General features: G+C 62.3%; 16 protein-coding genes and 1 riboswitch. Of the genes, 13 read left to right on the forward strand and 3 right to left on the reverse strand.

Going from position 1 to position 18,848, the window contains the following annotated elements:
• The first annotated feature begins 593 nt into the window (after positions 1-593).
• The 6 genes from AC5E6N_RS05360 to cobO all read left to right on the forward strand — a co-directional run bounded on the left by AC5E6N_RS05360 (position 594) and on the right by cobO (position 9,766).
• On the forward strand, positions 594-2,051 hold the full coding sequence (locus AC5E6N_RS05360) for a cobyric acid synthase (protein WP_491746852.1): 1,458 nt from the start codon (positions 594-596) through the stop codon (positions 2,049-2,051).
• 277 nt (positions 2,052-2,328) lie between these two features.
• Complete coding sequence (locus AC5E6N_RS05365) at positions 2,329-3,126, forward strand: GGDEF domain-containing protein (RefSeq protein WP_491746853.1); 798 nt, start codon at positions 2,329-2,331, stop codon at positions 3,124-3,126.
• 77 nt (positions 3,127-3,203) lie between these two features.
• Positions 3,204-3,546, forward strand: a riboswitch (cobalamin riboswitch).
• A gap of 214 nt (positions 3,547-3,760) precedes the next feature.
• On the forward strand, positions 3,761-4,285 hold the full coding sequence (cobU, locus tag AC5E6N_RS05370) for a bifunctional adenosylcobinamide kinase/adenosylcobinamide-phosphate guanylyltransferase (protein WP_491746866.1): 525 nt from the start codon (positions 3,761-3,763) through the stop codon (positions 4,283-4,285).
• 3 nt (positions 4,286-4,288) lie between these two features.
• A complete protein-coding gene (gene cobW / locus AC5E6N_RS05375) occupies positions 4,289-5,362 on the forward strand; it encodes a cobalamin biosynthesis protein CobW (protein WP_491746854.1) in 1,074 nt (357 codons plus the stop codon).
• Between the two features lie 8 nt (positions 5,363-5,370).
• On the forward strand, positions 5,371-9,135 hold the full coding sequence (gene cobN / locus AC5E6N_RS05380; protein WP_491746855.1) for a cobaltochelatase subunit CobN: 3,765 nt from the start codon (positions 5,371-5,373) through the stop codon (positions 9,133-9,135).
• Positions 9,128-9,766, forward strand: coding sequence for a cob(I)yrinic acid a,c-diamide adenosyltransferase (gene cobO / locus AC5E6N_RS05385; protein ID WP_491746856.1), 639 nt, complete (start codon positions 9,128-9,130; stop codon positions 9,764-9,766). Before cobN ends, cobO begins: the two co-directional genes overlap by 8 nt.
• Before the next feature lie 202 nt (positions 9,767-9,968).
• On the opposite strand, the gene AC5E6N_RS05390 is transcribed toward cobO, so the two are convergent.
• Both AC5E6N_RS05390 and rsgA read right to left on the reverse strand, forming a co-directional pair.
• Positions 9,969-10,727 carry a VOC family protein gene (locus tag AC5E6N_RS05390; protein WP_491746857.1) on the reverse strand — a complete coding sequence of 253 codons (759 nt, stop codon included), beginning with the start codon at positions 10,725-10,727 and terminating at the stop codon, positions 9,969-9,971.
• On the reverse strand, positions 10,724-11,737 hold the full coding sequence (rsgA, locus tag AC5E6N_RS05395) for a ribosome small subunit-dependent GTPase A (protein WP_491746858.1): 1,014 nt from the start codon (positions 11,735-11,737) through the stop codon (positions 10,724-10,726). The genes AC5E6N_RS05390 and rsgA overlap by 4 nt, the downstream gene beginning before the upstream one ends.
• A gap of 270 nt (positions 11,738-12,007) precedes the next feature.
• Between rsgA and AC5E6N_RS05400 the strand changes: the two genes are divergently transcribed.
• Both AC5E6N_RS05400 and AC5E6N_RS05405 read left to right on the forward strand, forming a co-directional pair.
• Positions 12,008-12,181, forward strand: coding sequence for a hypothetical protein (locus AC5E6N_RS05400; RefSeq protein WP_491746867.1), 174 nt, complete (start codon positions 12,008-12,010; stop codon positions 12,179-12,181).
• A gap of 257 nt (positions 12,182-12,438) precedes the next feature.
• A complete protein-coding gene (locus tag AC5E6N_RS05405; protein WP_491746859.1) occupies positions 12,439-12,927 on the forward strand; it encodes a GNAT family N-acetyltransferase in 489 nt (162 codons plus the stop codon).
• A 14-nt stretch (positions 12,928-12,941) separates the two neighbouring features.
• On the opposite strand, the gene AC5E6N_RS05410 is transcribed toward AC5E6N_RS05405, so the two are convergent.
• The gene (locus AC5E6N_RS05410; RefSeq protein WP_491746860.1) at positions 12,942-13,697 is read right to left on the reverse strand and encodes a class I SAM-dependent methyltransferase; all 756 of its coding nucleotides are present in this window, start codon (positions 13,695-13,697) and stop codon (positions 12,942-12,944) included.
• Between the two features lie 362 nt (positions 13,698-14,059).
• Here AC5E6N_RS05410 and AC5E6N_RS05415 point away from each other — a divergent pair, with 362 nt between their 5' ends.
• The 5 genes from AC5E6N_RS05415 to cobJ all read left to right on the forward strand — a co-directional run.
• Positions 14,060-14,299 carry a DUF6732 family protein gene (locus AC5E6N_RS05415; RefSeq protein ID WP_491687525.1) on the forward strand — a complete coding sequence of 80 codons (240 nt, stop codon included), beginning with the start codon at positions 14,060-14,062 and terminating at the stop codon, positions 14,297-14,299.
• Between the two features lie 76 nt (positions 14,300-14,375).
• Positions 14,376-15,008, forward strand: coding sequence for a precorrin-8X methylmutase (locus tag AC5E6N_RS05420; protein WP_491746861.1), 633 nt, complete (start codon positions 14,376-14,378; stop codon positions 15,006-15,008).
• Complete coding sequence (cbiE, locus tag AC5E6N_RS05425; protein WP_491746862.1) at positions 15,005-16,261, forward strand: precorrin-6y C5,15-methyltransferase (decarboxylating) subunit CbiE; 1,257 nt, start codon at positions 15,005-15,007, stop codon at positions 16,259-16,261. The genes AC5E6N_RS05420 and cbiE overlap by 4 nt, the downstream gene beginning before the upstream one ends.
• Entirely contained in the window at positions 16,258-17,022 is a 765-nt protein-coding gene (gene cobI, locus AC5E6N_RS05430; RefSeq protein ID WP_491746863.1) for a precorrin-2 C(20)-methyltransferase, read from the forward strand. The genes cbiE and cobI overlap by 4 nt, the downstream gene beginning before the upstream one ends.
• On the forward strand, positions 17,015-18,848 hold a 1,834-nt coding region (cobJ, locus tag AC5E6N_RS05435; protein WP_491746864.1), incomplete at its 3' end, for a precorrin-3B C(17)-methyltransferase. The genes cobI and cobJ, both read left to right, overlap by 8 nt.

Below are 18,848 nucleotides of genomic sequence, written 5' to 3' on the forward strand. Positions count from 1 at the left end.
ACGACTCCGGATCAGGTACTGCGTACCGGGGTGCCTGCGATCTTCGTGCGTATCAGCGAAGGGCCGCGTGTATGGCGGCCGTACCGCGCCAAGGGATTCCCGAAGCGCGGTTGTCGCGTATATGAATTTCCCGAAAAATTGCGGCCCCGGATACAGCAGGGCAATCAGCCTTTGTTGAACTTCCCGCCGGCGCGATGCGGAATCATAAAGGCCGCGCCCGCTTGTCGCGGCCGCGGCCCGGTGATCTGTTACGGTCGGTTTTTATCCGGCCGAATAGGTCCGGATCCAGGCGGTTGCCGATGCAACCAGGCTACGACCCGAAGTCCCGTTCTTGCGCGCATTGTCGGCAACGCCGTTCCATGCAATGTGCACGCCGTCATTCTTGTTGAAAATATACAACATCGCCATATTCCTTGATTGGGGTCACAGCGCACAATTGTGCTGTTATCGCCCATATAGTTGCGGCGCAGCCGCATTGGAATACCTGATTCCGTCACCGGATATTCTCTCTGCGCCTTCGGCAGAAAAATTTGTCGCGGATGCGATGGCCTGCGGCTAGGCAGGCGTGGCCTTCGGTGTTAGTCAGGCCGGCCATGACACAGACGCTCATGCTGCAGGGAACCGGATCGGATGTCGGCAAGACGGTGCTCGTCGCCGGCCTTTGCCGTCTCGCTGCCAATCGGGGACTCAAGGTCCGCCCGTTCAAGCCGCAAAACATGTCGAACAACGCCGCCGTGGCGGATGACGGTGGAGAAATAGGACGGGCGCAATGGCTGCAGGCGCTGGCCTGCCGGGTCCCGCCTTCGGTGCATATGAACCCGGTTCTGCTCAAACCTCAGTCCGAATGCGGTTCGCAGGTGGTCGTTCAGGGCAAGGTACGGGGACAGGCGCGCGGCCGCGATTACCAGACGCTGAAGAGCGGCCTTCTCGAAGCGGTCATGCGGAGTTGGGACGAAATCCGGGCCGATGCCGATCTGGTCATTGTCGAGGGCGCGGGTTCGCCGGCTGAAATCAACCTGCGCGCCAATGACATTGCCAATATGGGTTTTGCGACGGCAGCCGACGTGCCGGTCGTGCTTGTCGGCGATATCGACCGGGGCGGTGTCATCGCCTCCATTGTCGGCACGCACCGGATCCTCGACGAGCGCGACCGGCAGATGATCCGCGGATATCTCATCAACAAGTTTCGCGGCGATGTGTCCCTTTTTGACGACGGCATCGCGCAGATCGGTGATTTCACCGGCTGGCCGTGTTTTGGCGTCATCCCGTGGCTCAAGGAAGCCGCGCGTCTTCCGGCGGAGGATTCGGTTGTCCTGGAGCGCATGGTGCGGGGTGAGACGAAGGCGCTGAAAGTCGCTGTCCCCGTGCTTGACCGTATCGCCAATTTCGACGATCTCGATCCGCTGCGGGCCGAACCCGACGTGGATGTGGTCATGGTGCGCGGCGGCGAGGATATTCCCGAAGACGCCGGGCTGGTCGTCATTCCCGGATCGAAGTCGACCATATCCGATCTCGCCGGGTTTCGCCGCAATGGCTGGGATGTGCAGCTTGAGGGTCATGTTCGCCGGGGCGGACATGTCGTCGGCATTTGCGGCGGTCTGCAGATGCTGGGACGCAAGGTCTTCGACCCGGAAGGGATCGAGGGCGGGGAACGGGAGGCCGACGGGCTCGGGCTCCTCGATATCGAAACGGTGCTTGAACCGGAGAAAACGGTTCGCAATGTGAAGGCGCACAGCGTTGCCTTTGACCTTCCGATGTCCGGTTATGAAATCCACCTCGGCCGCACCGAAGGTCCCGACTGCAGCCGGCCTTACTGTCTGATCGACGGGCGCGCCGACGGCGCCATGTCGCCGGACGGGCGGATTTTCGGAACCTATCTGCACGGTCTTTTTACCGAAAACGCCTTTCGCCGCGGGTTTCTTTCAGGCCTCGGCATTGCCGCGGAAAGCCTGGATTACAACGCTCATGTGGATGATGCGCTCGATGCGATCGCGGCGCGTCTCGCCGCTCTGATAACGCCGCAATTACCGGGGTTTGAGCGATTTTCTTAACAGCGCGCTAACCGTCTTTCATAAACCGGTGTTTGTCTTTTCACGCTATTGTGTAGGTAGTGCGGGCGGCCGAAATGAAAATCGGCTCGCGTCCATGCCTATCCAAGGTGTGGAAACAGCCGAACCGGACGGGCCGGTGAGGCAGGTGAATGACTGTTGCATTGCCTTTGGGCTGGCGCTCGCTTTTCTGCAGGTGCGGATCTCTTGTGATCATCTCAAGGGCAGGTTCGGCGTTTTGCGCCGGGCACATTGATGTTTCGCTTTTGTGGAGATCAGGGTGACTGACCCGGATTTGACTTTGTTTGGTGTTGTCAGAAACAAGCTCGGCGCGATTGCCGCCCGCTCACTGTTGCTTCTGGTGGGGATCGTTCTTCTGGCGCAAGGCGTCAATGCCTATTTCATGCCGCCCCTGAGCGGGCCGGAACTGGTGGCCGAGATCATCCTTTGCCTGAAAATAACGCTGGTCGTCGCTGTTCCCTTTGTCCTCTACGTCGTGACCCTGCAGGCACGGGCCGATATGCTGGCGGATCATTTTCGTGTGCTTTCGAGAACCGATGCGCTGACCGGCCTCTTGAACCGCCGCGCCTTTGCCGAAACACAAAAGAGCCGGAAGGATCGCGAGGCAGCCAGGAAACGTTCCTGCGGCAAAGACAGCCGCGCGCTGCTGGTGATCGATCTCGATCATTTCAAACAGGTCAATGACCGTTTCGGACATGATGCCGGCGATGCGATCCTCGTTCAGGTCGCGGACCTATTCCGCATCAACCTGCGTGCCGACGATGTCGTGGCGCGGCTGGGCGGCGAGGAATTCGCCGTCGCACTCAACCGCAAAACCGTTCAGGAAACATGGAATGTGGCGCAGCGCCTGCGCCATGCGGTCGAGCGGAACGTGTTCATCTACGACCAAAACGAGATTCGCCTGACGATCAGCATCGGCGTCGTTCGCTACGAAGGCGGCAAATGTCTCGAGACGGCGCTGCGCGAGGCCGATCTGCTGACCTACAAGTCCAAGAAAGACGGACGCAACCGCGTCAGCTATGTCGACCGCCAGTCGGGGTTGGCGGCCGCCGCGTAACCATCCCTCCCGCTTTGCACGCCACCTTGGCCTGGTCCCTTTCCGATCCCGATTGACAGCCCGGGCCGACTGCGCCTATCACTCGTTCTGCGAATGGTCCGCAATGGCGAAGCCAGGAGGATCAAAGGGAATGCGACGGGCGGACCCAAACCGGGCGCTTAAATCGCAGCCGACCCCGCGACTGTAGAGCGGATTGGCAGTCCCTGCCGTGAGAACAGGGTGTTTCGAATGGACGGAACCTCCGGTTTTCCCGGTAAGCCACTGGAGTGGCGGCGCAATGAACCGGGTTGGACGCCTCTAGAAATCTGCGAATCGTCCGCCTTTGCGCCGCAGTGACTCTGGGAAGGCGAGGGCATGCCGGACCGGCCTTTGGCCGGTCGATCCGCGAGCCAGGAGACCTGCCATTCGCAAAGGGCATGTTTGCCCGCCTCAAAGGGAGTGATTCCCCGGCCGGACACGGAGGTTGCGATGGCTGACGACTGTATTTTAATTGCCGTTTTTCCAAGCGGCATGACTGACATCGCAGACGAACAGAGTTTCCCTCTTTTCTAGCGGGACGCCTGGACATGACAAAGCGATGTTCGCTCGCCGCAGCAGCGACGAGGATGAGATTTCACCTTTTGTGTGTGCGCCCATGACGAGGCTCGGCCCCGGCGTGACCCTTATTCTTGGCGGCGCCCGTTCCGGCAAGTCCATTTTTGCCGAAGAACTGGTGGTTTCGAGCGGGCTCGAGGCCCTCTACCTGGCGACGGGCCAATCCCTGGATGACGAGATGAAAGAACGCATCAAACGTCACCGCGAAAGGCGGGGCGCCGCGTGGCAAACCGTCGAGGAGTCGCTGGCGCTGACTGATGTCTTGCGGTCCGAGGCGCGCGAGGGCCGGGCGGTTCTTGTCGATTGTCTGACATTATGGGTCACCAACCTGATGCTGGCGGAGCGCGATGTCGCCGCGGAAACGGACGCGCTTGCCGGCCTTTTGCCGACGCTCGGTGGCTGCGTCGTGCTGGTTTCGAATGAGGTCGGGCTCGGCATTGTTCCGGAGAACGCCATGGCGCGTGCGTTTCGGGACCATGCCGGGCTTTTGCATCAGCGTGTCGCATCGTGCGCGCGCAGTGTTTTTCTTGTCGCGGCCGGGCTGCCGCTGAAAATGAAGGGTTGAACCATGCAGGGGCAGAAAATTCCCGCGACCGTGATCACCGGGTTTCTCGGAGCCGGCAAGACCACGATGATCCGCCATCTTTTGAGCCAGGCGGACGGGCGGCGCATTGCGCTGATCGTCAACGAGTTCGGCGATCTCGGCGTGGACGGCGACGTGCTGAAGGGCTGCGGCGCGGAAAACTGCACCGAAGACGATATTGTCGAACTGACCAATGGCTGCATCTGCTGCACCGTCGCCGACGACTTCATCCCGACCATGGAAAAGCTGCTCGACCGCGATGAGAAGCCTGACCACATCGTCATCGAGACCTCCGGCCTGGCTTTGCCGCAGCCCCTGGTGGCCGCTTTCAACTGGCCGGGCATCAAGCCGCGCGTGACGGTCGACGGGGTGATCACCGTCGTCGACAGCGCCGCGGTGGCGGATGGCCGGTTTGCCGATGACCACGACCGCCTCGATGCGCAGCGCAAGGCCGACGATGCTCTCGATCATGAAAGTCCGCTGGAGGAACTGTTCGAAGATCAGCTCGCCGCGGCGGACCTAGTCGTCCTGAACAAGGCGGACCTTGTGGACGATGCGCGCCTCGAGGCGGTCCGCAGCGACGTTGCGGCCCGGTCGAAACGCAGTCCGGCCATGGTGACGGCGAATGGCGGTGAGGTTCCTCCCGCCGTTCTCCTCGGTCTTGGCATGGAGAGCGAAGACGACATCGCGAACCGCAAGTCGCATCATGAACGTGCGCATGAAGCCGCGCACGAGGCCGGCGAGGACCATCACCACGACCATGACGAGTTCGACAGTTTTGTCGTCGATACCGGCGCGATTGCCGATCCGGAGCAGTTTATCGGGCAACTGAAATCCATCATCCGCGACCACGATATCCTCAGGCTCAAGGGCTTTGCCGATGTGCCGGGCAAGCCCATGCGGCTGGTGATCCAGGCGGTCGGCGCGCGGGTCGACAGCTATTTCGACCGGCCCTGGTCGGCGGGTGAGACGCGGGCAACGCGGCTGGTTGTCATCGGTCTGCATGACATCGACAAATCCGTCATCGAAGCGGCGATGCGCCAAGCTGCCAGCGGCTGAGGGGCGACATGCATCTGCTGCTGGCGCAAAAGGGAACGATCTCGGATGGCGATGAGGCTGTCGATCTCGGCCAGTCGCCGGGCGATATCGTTTTCCTGAGCGCGGCCGATACGGAACTCGCAGGTCTCGCCGCGGCGCAGACGAGCACCGGGCCGTCCGCTCCGACGCTTCGCCTTGCCAGCCTCATGTCGCTGCGCCATCCCATGTCGGTGGACAGTTATATCGACAAGACAGCGAAACATGCGCGCCTGATCGTCGTCCGGGCGCTCGGCGGGGCGAGTTACTTTTCCTACGCGCTCGAATGCCTTCACAGCTGCGCTGCCGCAAACGGCATTGCCATGGCCGTATTGCCGGGCGACGACAAACCCGACGACGGTCTTTCCTCCTTTTCAACCCTGCCTGAAGGCGATGTAAACGCGCTGTGGTCGTATCTGGTCGAGGGCGGGGCGGCCAACGCTCAGTCATTTCTGGCCTATTGCGCCTGGTTGCTGGAGTGCACGGAAAAACCGGCCCCGGCGGTGCCACTGCTCAAATCGGGCCTGTGGTGGCCGGGCAGCCAAAACCCTTTGCTGACGGATATCGTGACCGCTGACAGCGGGCGGCCCGTTGTTCCGATCTGTTTCTACAGGGCGCTTGTCCAGAGCGGTCAAACCCGGCCTGTCGAAGCGCTCATTCATGCGCTGCAACAGGAGGGCATGCAGCCGCTGCCGCTTTTCGTCTCCAGCCTGAAGGATCCGGTGTCGGTTGCGACGGTCGAATCGATTTTCGCGCAATGCCCGCCTGATGTCGTTATCAACGCGACGGGGTTTGCCGTCTCCGCGCCCGGCGGAGCCCGCAAGCCGACCGTACTGGAATCGACCGGAGCCATCGTCCTGCAGGCTATTTTTTCGGGATCCACCCGGCAGACCTGGGCGGGGTCGGCGCAAGGGCTCAGCGCGCGCGATCTTGCAATGAATGTGGCATTGCCCGAGGTGGATGGCCGCGTCCTCAGCCGGGCCGTCTCGTTCAAATCCGCGGCCCGTTATGACGAAGGCGTCGAAGCCAACATCGTCACCCATGTTCCGGAGCCGGACCGGGCGGGATTTGTCGCCCGCCTTGCCGCCAAATGGGCCTTTTTGCGCCGCAGCGCGCCGGCGGAGCGCAAGGTTGCGCTGGTGCTCGCCAACTATCCGAACCGGGACGGGCGGCTTGGAAACGGTGTCGGGCTCGATACGCCGGCCGGAACCGTCGAGGTGCTGCGGGCGATGGCGGAGGACGGTTACGACGTTTCCGGATTTCCCGGCGACGGCAATGCCCTGATGGATGCGCTGATGGACGGACCGACAAATGCCGCCATCGACGCGCGCACCATCCGCGAGAGTATCGGCCGGGCGGACTACCAGCAATTCTTCGACCGGTTGCCACAGCCTGTCCGGGCGGCGGTCGCCGCGCGCTGGGGCGCACCGGAAGGCGACCCGTTCTTTGTTGCCGGCGATGGTATCGGCCGGTTCGCGTTGCCGCTGATGCGGTTCGGCAATGTGATGGTCGGGATTCAGCCGGCGCGCGGCTACAATATCGATCCGAAGGAAAGCTACCACTCTCCCGACCTTGTCCCGCCGCACGGTTATCTGGCGTTCTATGCGTTCCTGCGGACTTCTTTTGAGGCCGATGCCATTGTCCATATGGGCAAACACGGCAATCTGGAATGGCTGCCCGGCAAGGCGCTTGCCCTTTCGCAGGACTGTTATCCGGAGGCTGTTTTCGGCCCCGTTCCGCATCTTTATCCGTTCATCGTCAACGATCCGGGCGAGGGGACGCAGGCCAAGCGCCGCACGTCGGCCGTCATCATCGATCATCTGACGCCGCCGCTGACGCGGGCCGAGAGTTACGGGCTGCTGAAGGACCTGGAGGCACTGGTCGACGAATATTACGAGGCCGCTGGCAGCGACCCTCGGCGGCTGCGGCTGCTGAAGGGGCAAATTCTCGATCTGGTGCGCGATATCGGGCTCGATATCGATGCCGGGATCGCATCGGCAGACGGCGACGATGCGGCGCTGGAAAAGCTCGATGCCTATCTGTGCGATCTGAAGGAAATGCAGATACGCGACGGGCTCCACATCTTCGGGCGGTCGCCGGAAGGACGGCTTCGGGACGATCTTCTTTGCGCGCTCGCGCGGGTTCCGCGCGGGACCGGCGACGGGCAGGACGCCAGCCTGCAAAGGGCGATCGCCGACGATCTTGCTCTCGGTTTCGATCCGCTGGATTGCGCGATGGCGACGCCCTGGACCGGGCCGTGTCCGCAGTGGTTGGCAAATCTCAGCCCCGATCCCTGGCGCACGGCGGGCGATGCGGTGGAGCGGATCGAACTGGCCGCGCAGGAACTCGTTTCAGGCCGGATGGCATGCCCTGCCGAATGGGCTGCGACAAAAGCCGTTCTTGCAGGCATTGAACGGACGCTGGCGCCGGCGGTGGAGCGATGCGGCAGCGCTGAAACGGAAGGCTTGCTGTCGGGTCTGTCCGGCCGTTTCGTGGCCCCCGGGCCGTCGGGTGCGCCGACACGCGGGCGGCCGGATGTCCTGCCGACCGGCCGCAATTTCTACTCTGTCGACAGCCGCAGCGTGCCGACGCCGGCGGCCTGGGAACTGGGCAGGAAATCCGCCGAGCTGCTTGTCGCCCGCTACACGCAGGACCACGGCGAATGGCCGACCTCCTTCGGCCTGACAGCCTGGGGCACGTCCAACATGCGCACCGGCGGTGATGACATTGCCCAGGCATTGGCCCTCATTGGCGCAAAGCCCGTTTGGGACAACGCGTCACGCCGGGTGACGGGTTACGAGATTGTTCCGCTTGCGCTGCTCGACCGGCCGCGAATCGACGTCACGCTGCGCGTCTCAGGCTTTTTTCGCGATGCGTTCCCCGATCAGATTGCGCTGTTCGATCGCGCGGCGCGGGCGATCGGGGCGCTTGATGAGTATATGTCCGACAACCCCATTGCCGCCCGTATGAAGGCCGAGCGTCAGGCGCTGGTCGAGGAGGGTGTCGACGCGCACCTTGCCGCCGAGCGGGCCGGCTACCGCGTCTTCGGATCGAAACCCGGGGCCTATGGCGCCGGTCTTCAGGCGCTGATCGATGAGGGCGGCTGGGAGGGTAGGGAGGAACTCGCCGAGGCCTATCTGGTCTGGGGCGGCTATGCCTATGGCGCCCATGCTGAAGGCCGGGCCGAGCGCGACACTTTGGAAAAACGTCTCGGAACGGTCGAGGCCGTGGTGCAAAATCAGGACAATCGCGAACACGACCTTCTCGACAGCGACGATTATTACCAGTTCGAAGGCGGCATGACCGCCACCGTCGAGGCGCTGTCGGGCAAGCGGCCCGCCGTCTTTCACAACGACCATTCGCGGCCCGAAAAGCCGGTGATCCGCACCCTTGAAGAAGAAATTGCGCGGGTGGTGCGCGGCCGTGCCGTCAATCCGAAATGGATCGAGGGCGTCATGCGGCACGGCTACAAGGGCGCGTTCGAGATTGCCGCAACGGTCGACTATCTTTTCGCCTTCGCGGCGACGACGGGCGCCGTGCGCGATCATCATTTCGAGGCCGTCTATCAGGCTTTCATTCTTGATGAGCGGGTGCGCTCATTCATCGACGAGAACAACCGCCCGGCCCTGCGCGAAATTTCGGCCCGGCTGGACGAGGCGATTGCCCGCGGGCTATGGGTGCCGCGGTCCAACTCGGCACAGTTCGATCTGCGCGCACTATCGGGAACCACTGAAGAAAGGCGGTCCGGACATGGCTGACAAGTCTGACAAGGTAAAGAACCTCTCGGAAGAGGAACTCAATGCGCGCCATGCGGAGAAGATGAAGAAAAAGAAGGCGGCCCGCGACAAGATCATCGCGACGAAAACCATCGAAAAGGGTCTGACGATCGTCAATACCGGTAAGGGCAAAGGCAAGTCCACGGCCGCATTCGGCATCATATTCCGGGCCATCGGAAACGGCATGAAGGTCGGGGTCGTTCAGTTCGTCAAAGGCAAATGGGGGACAGGCGAGCGCAAGGTGCTTGAGGTGTTCCCGGAGCAGGTGACACTCGCCACGATGGGTGAGGGTTTTACCTGGGAGACACAGGATCGCCAGCGCGACATTGCGGCGGCGCGCCAGGCCTGGGAAAAGGCCAAGGAGATGATCCTCGACGATCAGCATCAGATCGTTCTGTGCGACGAATTGAACATCGTGCTTCGCTACGACTATCTGCCGGTCAGCGAGATCATCGAGACGCTCAGGCAGAAGCCGGAGATGAAGCATGTCATCATCACGGGCAGGAACGCGAAAGAAGAGCTCATCGAATTCGCCGACCTCGTCACCGAGATGGAGATGGTCAAACATCCCTTCAGGTCCGGGGTCAAAGCCCAGGTCGGGATCGAGTTCTAGAGCGAGTTGTGATTGGATTGACGCATTTGATTGCGGCGATTTTGGTCTCTGACTAGACGGGTTGCGCGCCGTGGTGTATCCCACCACAAGCGCAAGCCAACACAGTCAGAGGGCAAAATCGCCCGGCCTGTTCATTGTTTGTTTTCAACATCTTCTTTCCTTTCAAAGGTGGGGAAAATCGGCCCATCGGCAGCGTTGCGCCTTATGCCTCCTGCAGACAAATCGCTTCACCGTCAGGGCCGCACAACAACGGGTAATGGTGTTGTGCGGATGTCGAGGTCATCTGGCCAATAGCCATTGCCCCCAGGTCTTCTGCATCACGCAATGCAGCGTCCGTTTGCGCCACCTTGACGCTCGGCATCCACACCGCATGTTTGCCGTCCGGAGGTTCGCCTACCAGATGCACGGCCACCGGTGCGCCCGAAGGTCCCGAGATCACCGTGCCGACCTTCTTTGCCGTTTGCGCCGGAACCGTTTTCCAGCCGAACAATTGTGCATAGAATTCCGCGGGAAAAGCCGGTCCGTCCGACAGGTGGATTTCGACACCAAACTGGCGCTCGGGCGCCGGAAAATCATGCCGGGACAGCGATAGGCCGATCAGCGCACCATGCGGGTCGCGCAGAAGGGCGTTGCGCCCCACGCCGGGAACCTCGAATGGCTGGCGCAGGATTGTTCCTCCGAGCGTTTCCGCCTCAGCGGTGGCGGCGTCGACGTCATCCACTTCCACATAGGCGATCCACCCGTTCGTCAGTTCCGGCGGCGTCTCCGACAAACCCGCGCCGGCCTCATCGCCTGAAAGCGCAAGAACATAGTCCTTCTCGCCGCCACCCCAGGCAAAATCCGTCGTATGCTCGGTGACGTAACGCCAGCTTGCAAGGCGCTGATAGAACGCCATCGAGCGTTTCCTGTTGCCGGTGAAAAGATCATGCCAGACAATCCGGCCTGTCCTGGTGCCGATCATCGTCTCAAATCCTTTTTGATCCGCCGGACCATCTTGCCGAATGCCCTGTCCTTGCTCCTGCGCTCGGCCAGGCTGGCGGAGTTAAAGGCATCCTCCGCCTGGAGCTTGCGCCATCGGCCAAGCCGCGCCTTGTCGATCTCACCGGCCTCAATTGCCGCCAAGACAGCACAACCCGGTTCCGTGTCGTGCCGGCAATCATTGAACCGGCACCGGGTCGAAAGCGCGTGAAGGTCCGCAAATACATCGTCAATGCCGGATGCTGCATCGGTCATCTGCAGCTCGCGCATTCCAGGCGTGTCCAATACCAGGCAGCCGCTCGGGATCAAATGCAATTGCCGCCGTGTGGTCGTGTGGCGCCCCTTTGCGTCGTCTTCGCGGATGGCCTGTGTCGCTATGGACCGATGGCCGGCGAGGGCATTGGTCAATGTCGATTTGCCGACACCGGATGAGCCCAAAAATGCGACGGTCTTGCTTGGCCTGCACCACTCTGCCAGTTTTTCCCTTGGCTCATTGTCCCGCGCATCGAGGGTGACGACGGGGACCAGATCCGAAATGGAACGCGCCCGGTCGATATAATTTTGGATGTCGGAGACGAGATCGGCCTTGGTCAGGGCGATGACCGGAGAGATTTCCGCTTCAAACGCCAAGGCGACATAGCGTTCCAGGCGGGCAATGTTGAAATCCTGATTGCACGAGGACACGATAAAAATCGTGTCGATATTCGCCGCGATCAACTGGATTTGCCTGCCCGTTCCCGGCGCCCGCCGTTTTAACAGGCTGCGGCGCTGCAAAAGGCGGCTCGATTGCCGGTTTTGCCGGTTCAGCAGAAGCCAGTCGCCAACGGTCGCGTCAGGGCGCGGCGGGATGGCCTCGTCGATGGTTTCGCCGATAACATGCAGCGCGTTGCGGTGCACTTCGACAACACGGACGGGCGGCGTCCGGGCCAACTCGTCCACGCTGGTCTGTTGCGCGAAGGAGGGATGCCAGCCCAGTTTCTCCAATGGCGTCAATTGTCTTTGTTGTCTTCCACCCGCCGGTTCGGATGGAAGGAACCTGGAATAGTCCCGTGTCATTGTGGGTCAACTTTCATGTCTCAGCCGCGAGCAACGCCCGGGCTCAAAGGATCGGTGATGTCTGGAATTGCAAAACGGCAAGCCCGCCGGATCGCGATCCGGACGCGCGTATTACCTGTTGATTTTGCATCGGGGGGCCTGTTGCCTCCCCACCTTACCGGGACATGAAATCTCCACTTCAGAGATCGCTAATATAATTCATATTACGTGGCCTATCAACCGGTCGCCACGGGCTATGGTTACGCCGCGATCATCGTTGCCTATCTGGGCGGGTTGAATCCGATCGGCCTGCCGTCTCAGCTCCTGTCCAGCCTGCCTTACATCGTCACCATCCTGATGCTGACGGTGATCTCAAGCCGCGGCCTGAAATCCAGGGTTTGAAGTCAATCCGGGTCAGGGTTTCCGCCAGACGGATATATGGCGGGTGCTTAGAGCCGTGAACCGGGACCGATCCCAATCGCCCCAGCGATGTTCCAGGTCGAGCCCGGCGAGCCTTGCCATCAGGTCGAGTTCCGAGGGCCATGTATATCCTGAAGGAACTGTGAAAGAGGCCTGAAATCCGGTTATGCGGCAATAATATCGCTTTGCAGCTGCGGCTCGTGCTGACATCGCGAACACGCCGGGATAAACATGTGAGTATGAGCGAAATGCAGATTGTTTCTTACGACCGCGGGCACAGGGACGCAGTGATCGAACTGACGGTGGACACCTGGACGCCGGTTTTTGAGAAAACGCGGCGGGATGTGCCGCGGTTCGTCTATGACGCATTTTATCCCGACGGATGGGAGCCGAGACAGAAGGCGGACGTTGCCGCGCTTCTTGATGGCGAGCCGCAGAACATCTGGCTTGCCCTCGTGGATGAGGATCTCGCCGGCTTCGTCGGCGTTCGCATTCATGAAGAAGACCAGATGGGTGAAATCTACATCATCGCCGTGTCGCCGGCGTATCAGAGAAAAGGCGTCGGCCGGCGGCTGATGCAGTTTGCCGAGCGGCACATCCGTGGCGCCGGAATGAAGATGATCATGGTCGAAACGATCGGCGATTCAGGTCATGCGCCCGCCCGGCGCGCCTATGAAGCGTTCGGTTTCGAACCGTGGCCGGTGGCGCGATATTTCAAGCGGCTTTGACTCTGCTGCCCTGTTCAATCAGGCAGTTTGCGGGCGATGTAGTACCCGTAGCTGACAAAGGCCGAATATTTCTCATAGAGTGCGATTTCCTGCCGATCGGCTTCGACGAGCGACCGGGCAGTCTCGGAGTGATTGTGCTTTTCCAGAAAGACCTCAAACCGCTGCTGCATGGGGCGGTAATAATTGTCGAGCCAGCAGTGCTCCGGCAGGACAAAATAGCCCAGCGGCATGTACCCGTTGGCCTCCAGTTGCGCGATTTTTTCCGATGCCGTCGCCACCTCCGCATATTCCCGGGACCAGTGTTCGGTCAATTCGGCGGGCCGCTCCCGCGACAGCCATGTCAGTTCGGAAACCGCGAGAATCCCGCCGGGCCTCAGAAACCGCCGCCAGGTCCGCACGCCGTTTTCAAAGCCGATATTGTAGATCGCGCCCTCCGACCAGATCGCGTCGAGCGATGCCGGCTCGAAGCTCAGGCGATCCATTGACGCGGCAAGTGTTGTTATCTTCCGGCAAACACCTGCCGTTTCCGCGCGCCGGTCCAGTTCCTCGAGGAATTCGGGCAGGAAATCAACGGCCGTAATGTCCGCTTCAAGCGACCTGGCGAGGGTGATGGTCGACGCGCCGGTTCCGCATCCGATGTCCGCGATCTTCAGGTTCGAATGCCGGGAAAGACCTGAGAGAGAAATGGCGCGTTCCGTTTCCGTCTCACCGCCTGGACCCTGCCTGTTTCCCGGCCTGTGCAGGTCTATCAGCAGTTTCAGTTCATCCACTTGCTCGGCCTCTGTCGTTCTGGTGCTGGAAGGTCCTGCACGGCTTTGTCCGGACCACGCTTCGGTCCGTTTTCGACCGGGGCGATGGTGATACCCGTATGATACCGTTCATATGTGACGGGTGTCGAGGTGCTGCGGTGTCGCGTCTGATGCCAGATCCGCCGCGATTGCGTTTGACCCGTTTGTGCGTATTGCTTACAAGGATCGACAGCGTGTGACGGTGCCCGATTCCAGCGGGCTGAGAGAAATTCCGGTGCAGCCGACCCAAACAGGGGGCTTATTCCGGAGCTGTCCAGACCGGTCCGGCGGGGCATATCCTCCGCGGCGTTTCGTGCACGACAAATGCCAGCGGAGTGGTTGTTATGACACGCATAGCCTTGATTTCGACCCTGACAATATTCCTGCCATCGGTGGCCCACGCCCATATGGGCCATGTCGGTGAGCTTGCCGGCCATTCCCACTGGGTGGGTGTGGCCGCTGTGCTGGGTGCCGCCGCGATTGCCGCCCTTGCCGCCAAGGCCAGGAAGCGGACAGAGCGTGCCGAAGACGGCGCGGCGGCGGAGGAAGAGGCTGAAGAGCAACCCGAAGGCGGTTCGGCGTGAGTCGGCCTGCCGGACATGCGACGGTGACGATTCTCACCACCACGCGCTTGCGGCGCAAAGGCGGTGAGTGAAGGCGATGCCGCACAGCTATATTCGTGACCCGGGCGCGATTTATCGGCAAAGCTTCGAGGCGATCCGTCGCGAAGTGAATTTATCACGTTTTCCCAGTGGGTTGCATGACGTTGTTGTGCGATTGATTCATGCCTGCGGCATGGTCGACATTGTCGATGATCTGGCCATGTCCGATGACGCTGCGGAAGCGGGCCGCGATGCGCTCATGCGCAAACGGCCGATCGTCTGCGACGTGGAAATGGTGCGTCACGGCATTATCCGCCGGTTGTTGCCGCCGGAGCTTCCGCTGTTGTGCGGTGTGGCGGACGAAGAGACCGCGCATCTGGCGCAGCAGGCCGGCACGACACGCTCGGCGGCAGCCTTTGAACGACTGGCGCCGCGGTGGGCCGGCGGGATTGCCGTTATCGGCAACGCACCGACGGCGCTTTTTCATCTTCTCGATCTGATCGAGGGCGGTGCCGAGCCTCCCGCGCTGATCGTCGGTATCCCGGTCGGGTTTGTCGGCGCGGCGGAATCGAAGGATGCGCTGGCGCAAAACCCGTTTAAGGTGCCTTACATCACCGTGCGCGGCCGCCGTGGCGGCAGTGCGATGGCGGCGGCGGCCATGAACGGCGTTGCAGGAGGTCTTCGGGCATGAGCGGGCAGGCACCCTGGCTGACAATCCTCGGCATCGGCGACGACGGCGTCAACACGCTGACGCCGCCGGCTCTCGCGCTGATGAAACAGGCAAGGACCTTGGTCGCGCCGGAGCGGGTGCTCGCAGCCCTTGACCTTGAAGGCCTCGGGCTTGGCGGATGTGAGATCGTTCCCTGGACCATGGGTGTCGGACCGACGCTCGAATTCCTGAGTGCACGCCGCGGCACGCCTGTGACCATCCTTGCGACCGGCGATCCGATGCACTTCGGCATCGGCGCGACGATGCGGCGGACGATCGCGGCGGAGGAAATGGTCGTCATTCCGTCCCCGTCCGGGTTTTCGCTCGCGGCGGCCCGCATGGGATGGAGCCTCGCGGACGTTGCCTGCATCTCGCTGCACGGGCGGGCCGTTGCCGGACTGGAGCCGCATGTGCTGCCGGCAAACCGTATCCTGTCGCTGACATCCGTCGGACGCACGATCCACGAGGCCGCCGGCATCCTCGTGGCGCGGGGATATGGCGCCTCGCGGCTGACGGTCCTTGAACATATGGGCGGCGAGGCCGAGCGGGTCGTTGCCATGCTTGCGGAGGACGTTGGTGACTATGACCGCGAGAATCCGCGTTTTGCCGATTTCAATGTCCTTGCCATCGAGTGCGAGGCCGGGGAGGGCGCGGATATCCTGCCGCCGGTTCCCGGGCTGCCCGACGAGGCCTTTGTCAATGACGGTCAGTTGACCAAGAAGGAAATTCGCGCCGTGACATTGGCAGCGCTGCGGCCGTATCCGGGCGCGCTCCTGTGGGATGTCGGCGCCGGCTGCGGTTCCATATCCATCGAATGGATGCGGGCGGCCCGTGCGGCAAGAGCCGTTGCCGTCGAGCCTTCCGACGATCGCCGCGCCATGATCGCGCAAAATGCGACACGGCTTGGAACACCCGGTATCAGGATCGAAGAGGGCGCCGCACCGGCGGCGCTGTCCGATCTCGATCCGCCGGATGCGGTGTTCATCGGCGGCGGGCTGGCGGCCGGCGGTGTGTTCGACGCCTGCTGGCAGGCACTGAAGCCGGGCGGCAGGATGGTCGCCAATGTCGTGACGCTGGAAAACGAAGCGCGTCTGGCCGCGCTTCATGAGGAACACGGCGGAGAACTGACGCGCCTGTCGGTCGCGCGGGTGCAGCCGGTCGGCGGGATGTCCGGCTGGAAGCCTTTCATGCCCGTGACCCAGTGGCAGGCGACAAAACCGTGGGGGCGGGAATGACCGGCCGGCTATACGGGCTCGGCGTCGGGCCGGGCGACCCGGAACTGTTGACGCTGAAGGCGCACCGGCTGCTGCAATCCTGCAGCATCGTCGCCTATCCCGCGCCGGATACGGGGCCGAGCTTCGCCCGGTCCATCGTCGCCGATTATCTCGGTTCGCAACAGATGGAGTATCCGATTGTCATACCGATGCGCACGGAGCGTTTCCCGGCGCGGTCGATCTATGACGCGGCGGCGAAGGATCTCGCGGGTCATCTGGAAGCCCGCCGGGATGTTGCCGTTCTTTGTGAGGGCGATCCGTTTTTCTACGGTTCCTTCATGTATCTTTATGAGCGCCTGGCGGGGCGGTTCGATTGCGAGATCGTGCCCGGCGTTTCTTCCATCATGGCGGGTGCGGCCGCCCTGAAACGACCGCTTGCGGCGCGCAACGATGTGTTGACGGTCATACCGGGGCCTTTACCGAACGAGGCGCTTGCGGAAAAACTGTCGGCGACGGATGCAGCGGTGATTATCAAGGTCGGCCGCCATTTCGAGCGGATAAAGGCGCTGATCGCCGACCTCGGACTGACCGGACATGCCGGGTATCTTGAGCGCATTTCGCTTGCCGATGAGCGTATTCTGCCGCTCGACGCGGCGGGCGGCGCGGCTCCCTATTTTTCGATGATCCTTGTCTACAAGGGTGCCGAAGACTGGGTGTCGAGCCTTCCCGTCATCGAGCGGAAGGCGGCACGGAGCGCCGAGGAGGAGTTGCACAATGCCTGAACCGCGCCCTGTTATCGTCATCCTCAGCGAAAGCCATGCGCCGCTTGCCGAACGTATCTCGAGCTTCGTCTCCTCGGAAATTCACGGCCTGCAGGGGCGTGTCGTATCGGCGGATGTCCTGTTCGATTCGGTAGCGCGGCATGTGGGCGAACTCTTTCGCGCGGGCCGGCCGGTCATCGGGGTGATGGCAAGCGGAGCGCTCATCCGGCTGTTGTCGCCCCATTTGAAGGAAAAACAGAGCGAACCGCCGGTGTTGTCCGTGTCACAGGACGGCGCAAGCATCGTCCCCTTGCTTGGCGGGCACCACGGCGCCAACGATCTGGCGCGGCGGATCGCGGACGGGCTTGATGGCCATGCCGCGATCACCACGGCGGGTGATCTGCAGTTCGGTATCGCGCTCGATGCACCGCCCGAGGGTCTTGTGCTTGCCAATCCGCGGGCGGCCAAGCCTGTCATGGCAGTTTTGATCGGCGGCGCGGCCGCGCGGCTCTCCGGCGCGAATGACTGGCTTGAGCAGTCGGCCATTCCCTTTGCCGAAAACGGCCTGGTGACGCTGACAACCAGCGCACACGCTGTGACACCGGGCGAAAACGAGCTTGTCTATGCGCCAAGGATTCTGTGTCTCGGTATCGGCTGCGAGCGCGGCGCATCGCCTGATGAGGCGATAGCGCTTGCGGAGGGAACGCTCACGAGAGCCGGTCTTTCAGCAGATGCGCTTGCGGGTGTTTTCTCGATCGATCTGAAAGCCGATGAAACCGCGATCCATGCCGTCGCCGATCACTTCTCAGTTGAGGCGCGTTTCTTTGACGCCGGGAGGCTGGAGGAGGAAGCCCACCGGCTGGAAAACCCGTCCGACATCGTCTTCGCCGAAGTCGGCTGTCATGGCGTGGCGGAAGGCGCGGCTCTGGCGGCCGCCGGCGCCGGCGGTGAACTCGTCGTCGCCAAACAAAAGTCGCGGCGCGCAACCTGCGCGGTGGCCCGCGCGGCGCGGCCGGTGGTCGGTGCGGCAGTGCCGGGCAGGGCGCGGGGAACACTTTTCATCGTCGGTATTGGGCCGGGAAGTGACGGTTGGCGCTCGCCGGAGGTAAGCACCATGATCGGCCGTTCCACGGACCTCGTCGGCTACAGCCTCTATCTCGATCTGATCGCCGGCCTTTCGGGCGGAAAGACACGACATGATTTCGATCTCGGCAAGGAGGAAGCGCGGGTTCGCCATGCGATGGAACTGGCAGGAGAGGGCCGCACGGTTTCGCTTGTCTGCTCCGGCGATGCGGGCATCTATGCCATGGCGACGCTTGCCTTCGAACTCCTGGACAAGGGCCGTGCGAGCGATGATGCGGACAGCGGGCTGAGTGACGCGGCGCGGCGCATTGCCATCTCCGTTTCGCCCGGTATCTCGGCGTTGCAGGCGGCTGCCGCTCGGGCCGGCGCGCCGCTCGGGCATGATTTCTGCACCATCTCGCTGTCCGACCTCCTGACGCCCTGGCCGGACATCGAACGGCGGGTGCGGGCGGCCGCCGGAGGCGATTTTGTCATTGCCTTTTACAATCCGGTGTCGCGTCGCCGCCGCAGCCAGCTTGCTTTCGCGAAAGAGGAACTGCTGAAACACAGGCCCGAGGATACGCCGGTCGTGCTGGCGACCAATCTCGGCCGGGACGGCGAACATGTGCGCATCCTGCCGCTCGCCTCGCTGAGCGTCGACGACGTCGATATGCTGACCGTCGTCATCGTCGGCTCTTCGCAGAGCCGGACGGTGCGTACCGGAGACGGCAGGACATGGGCCTATACGCCACGCGGCTATGCAGCAAAGGCGGGAAGTGTGCTTG

Source organism: Hoeflea sp. (assembly GCF_984452065.1).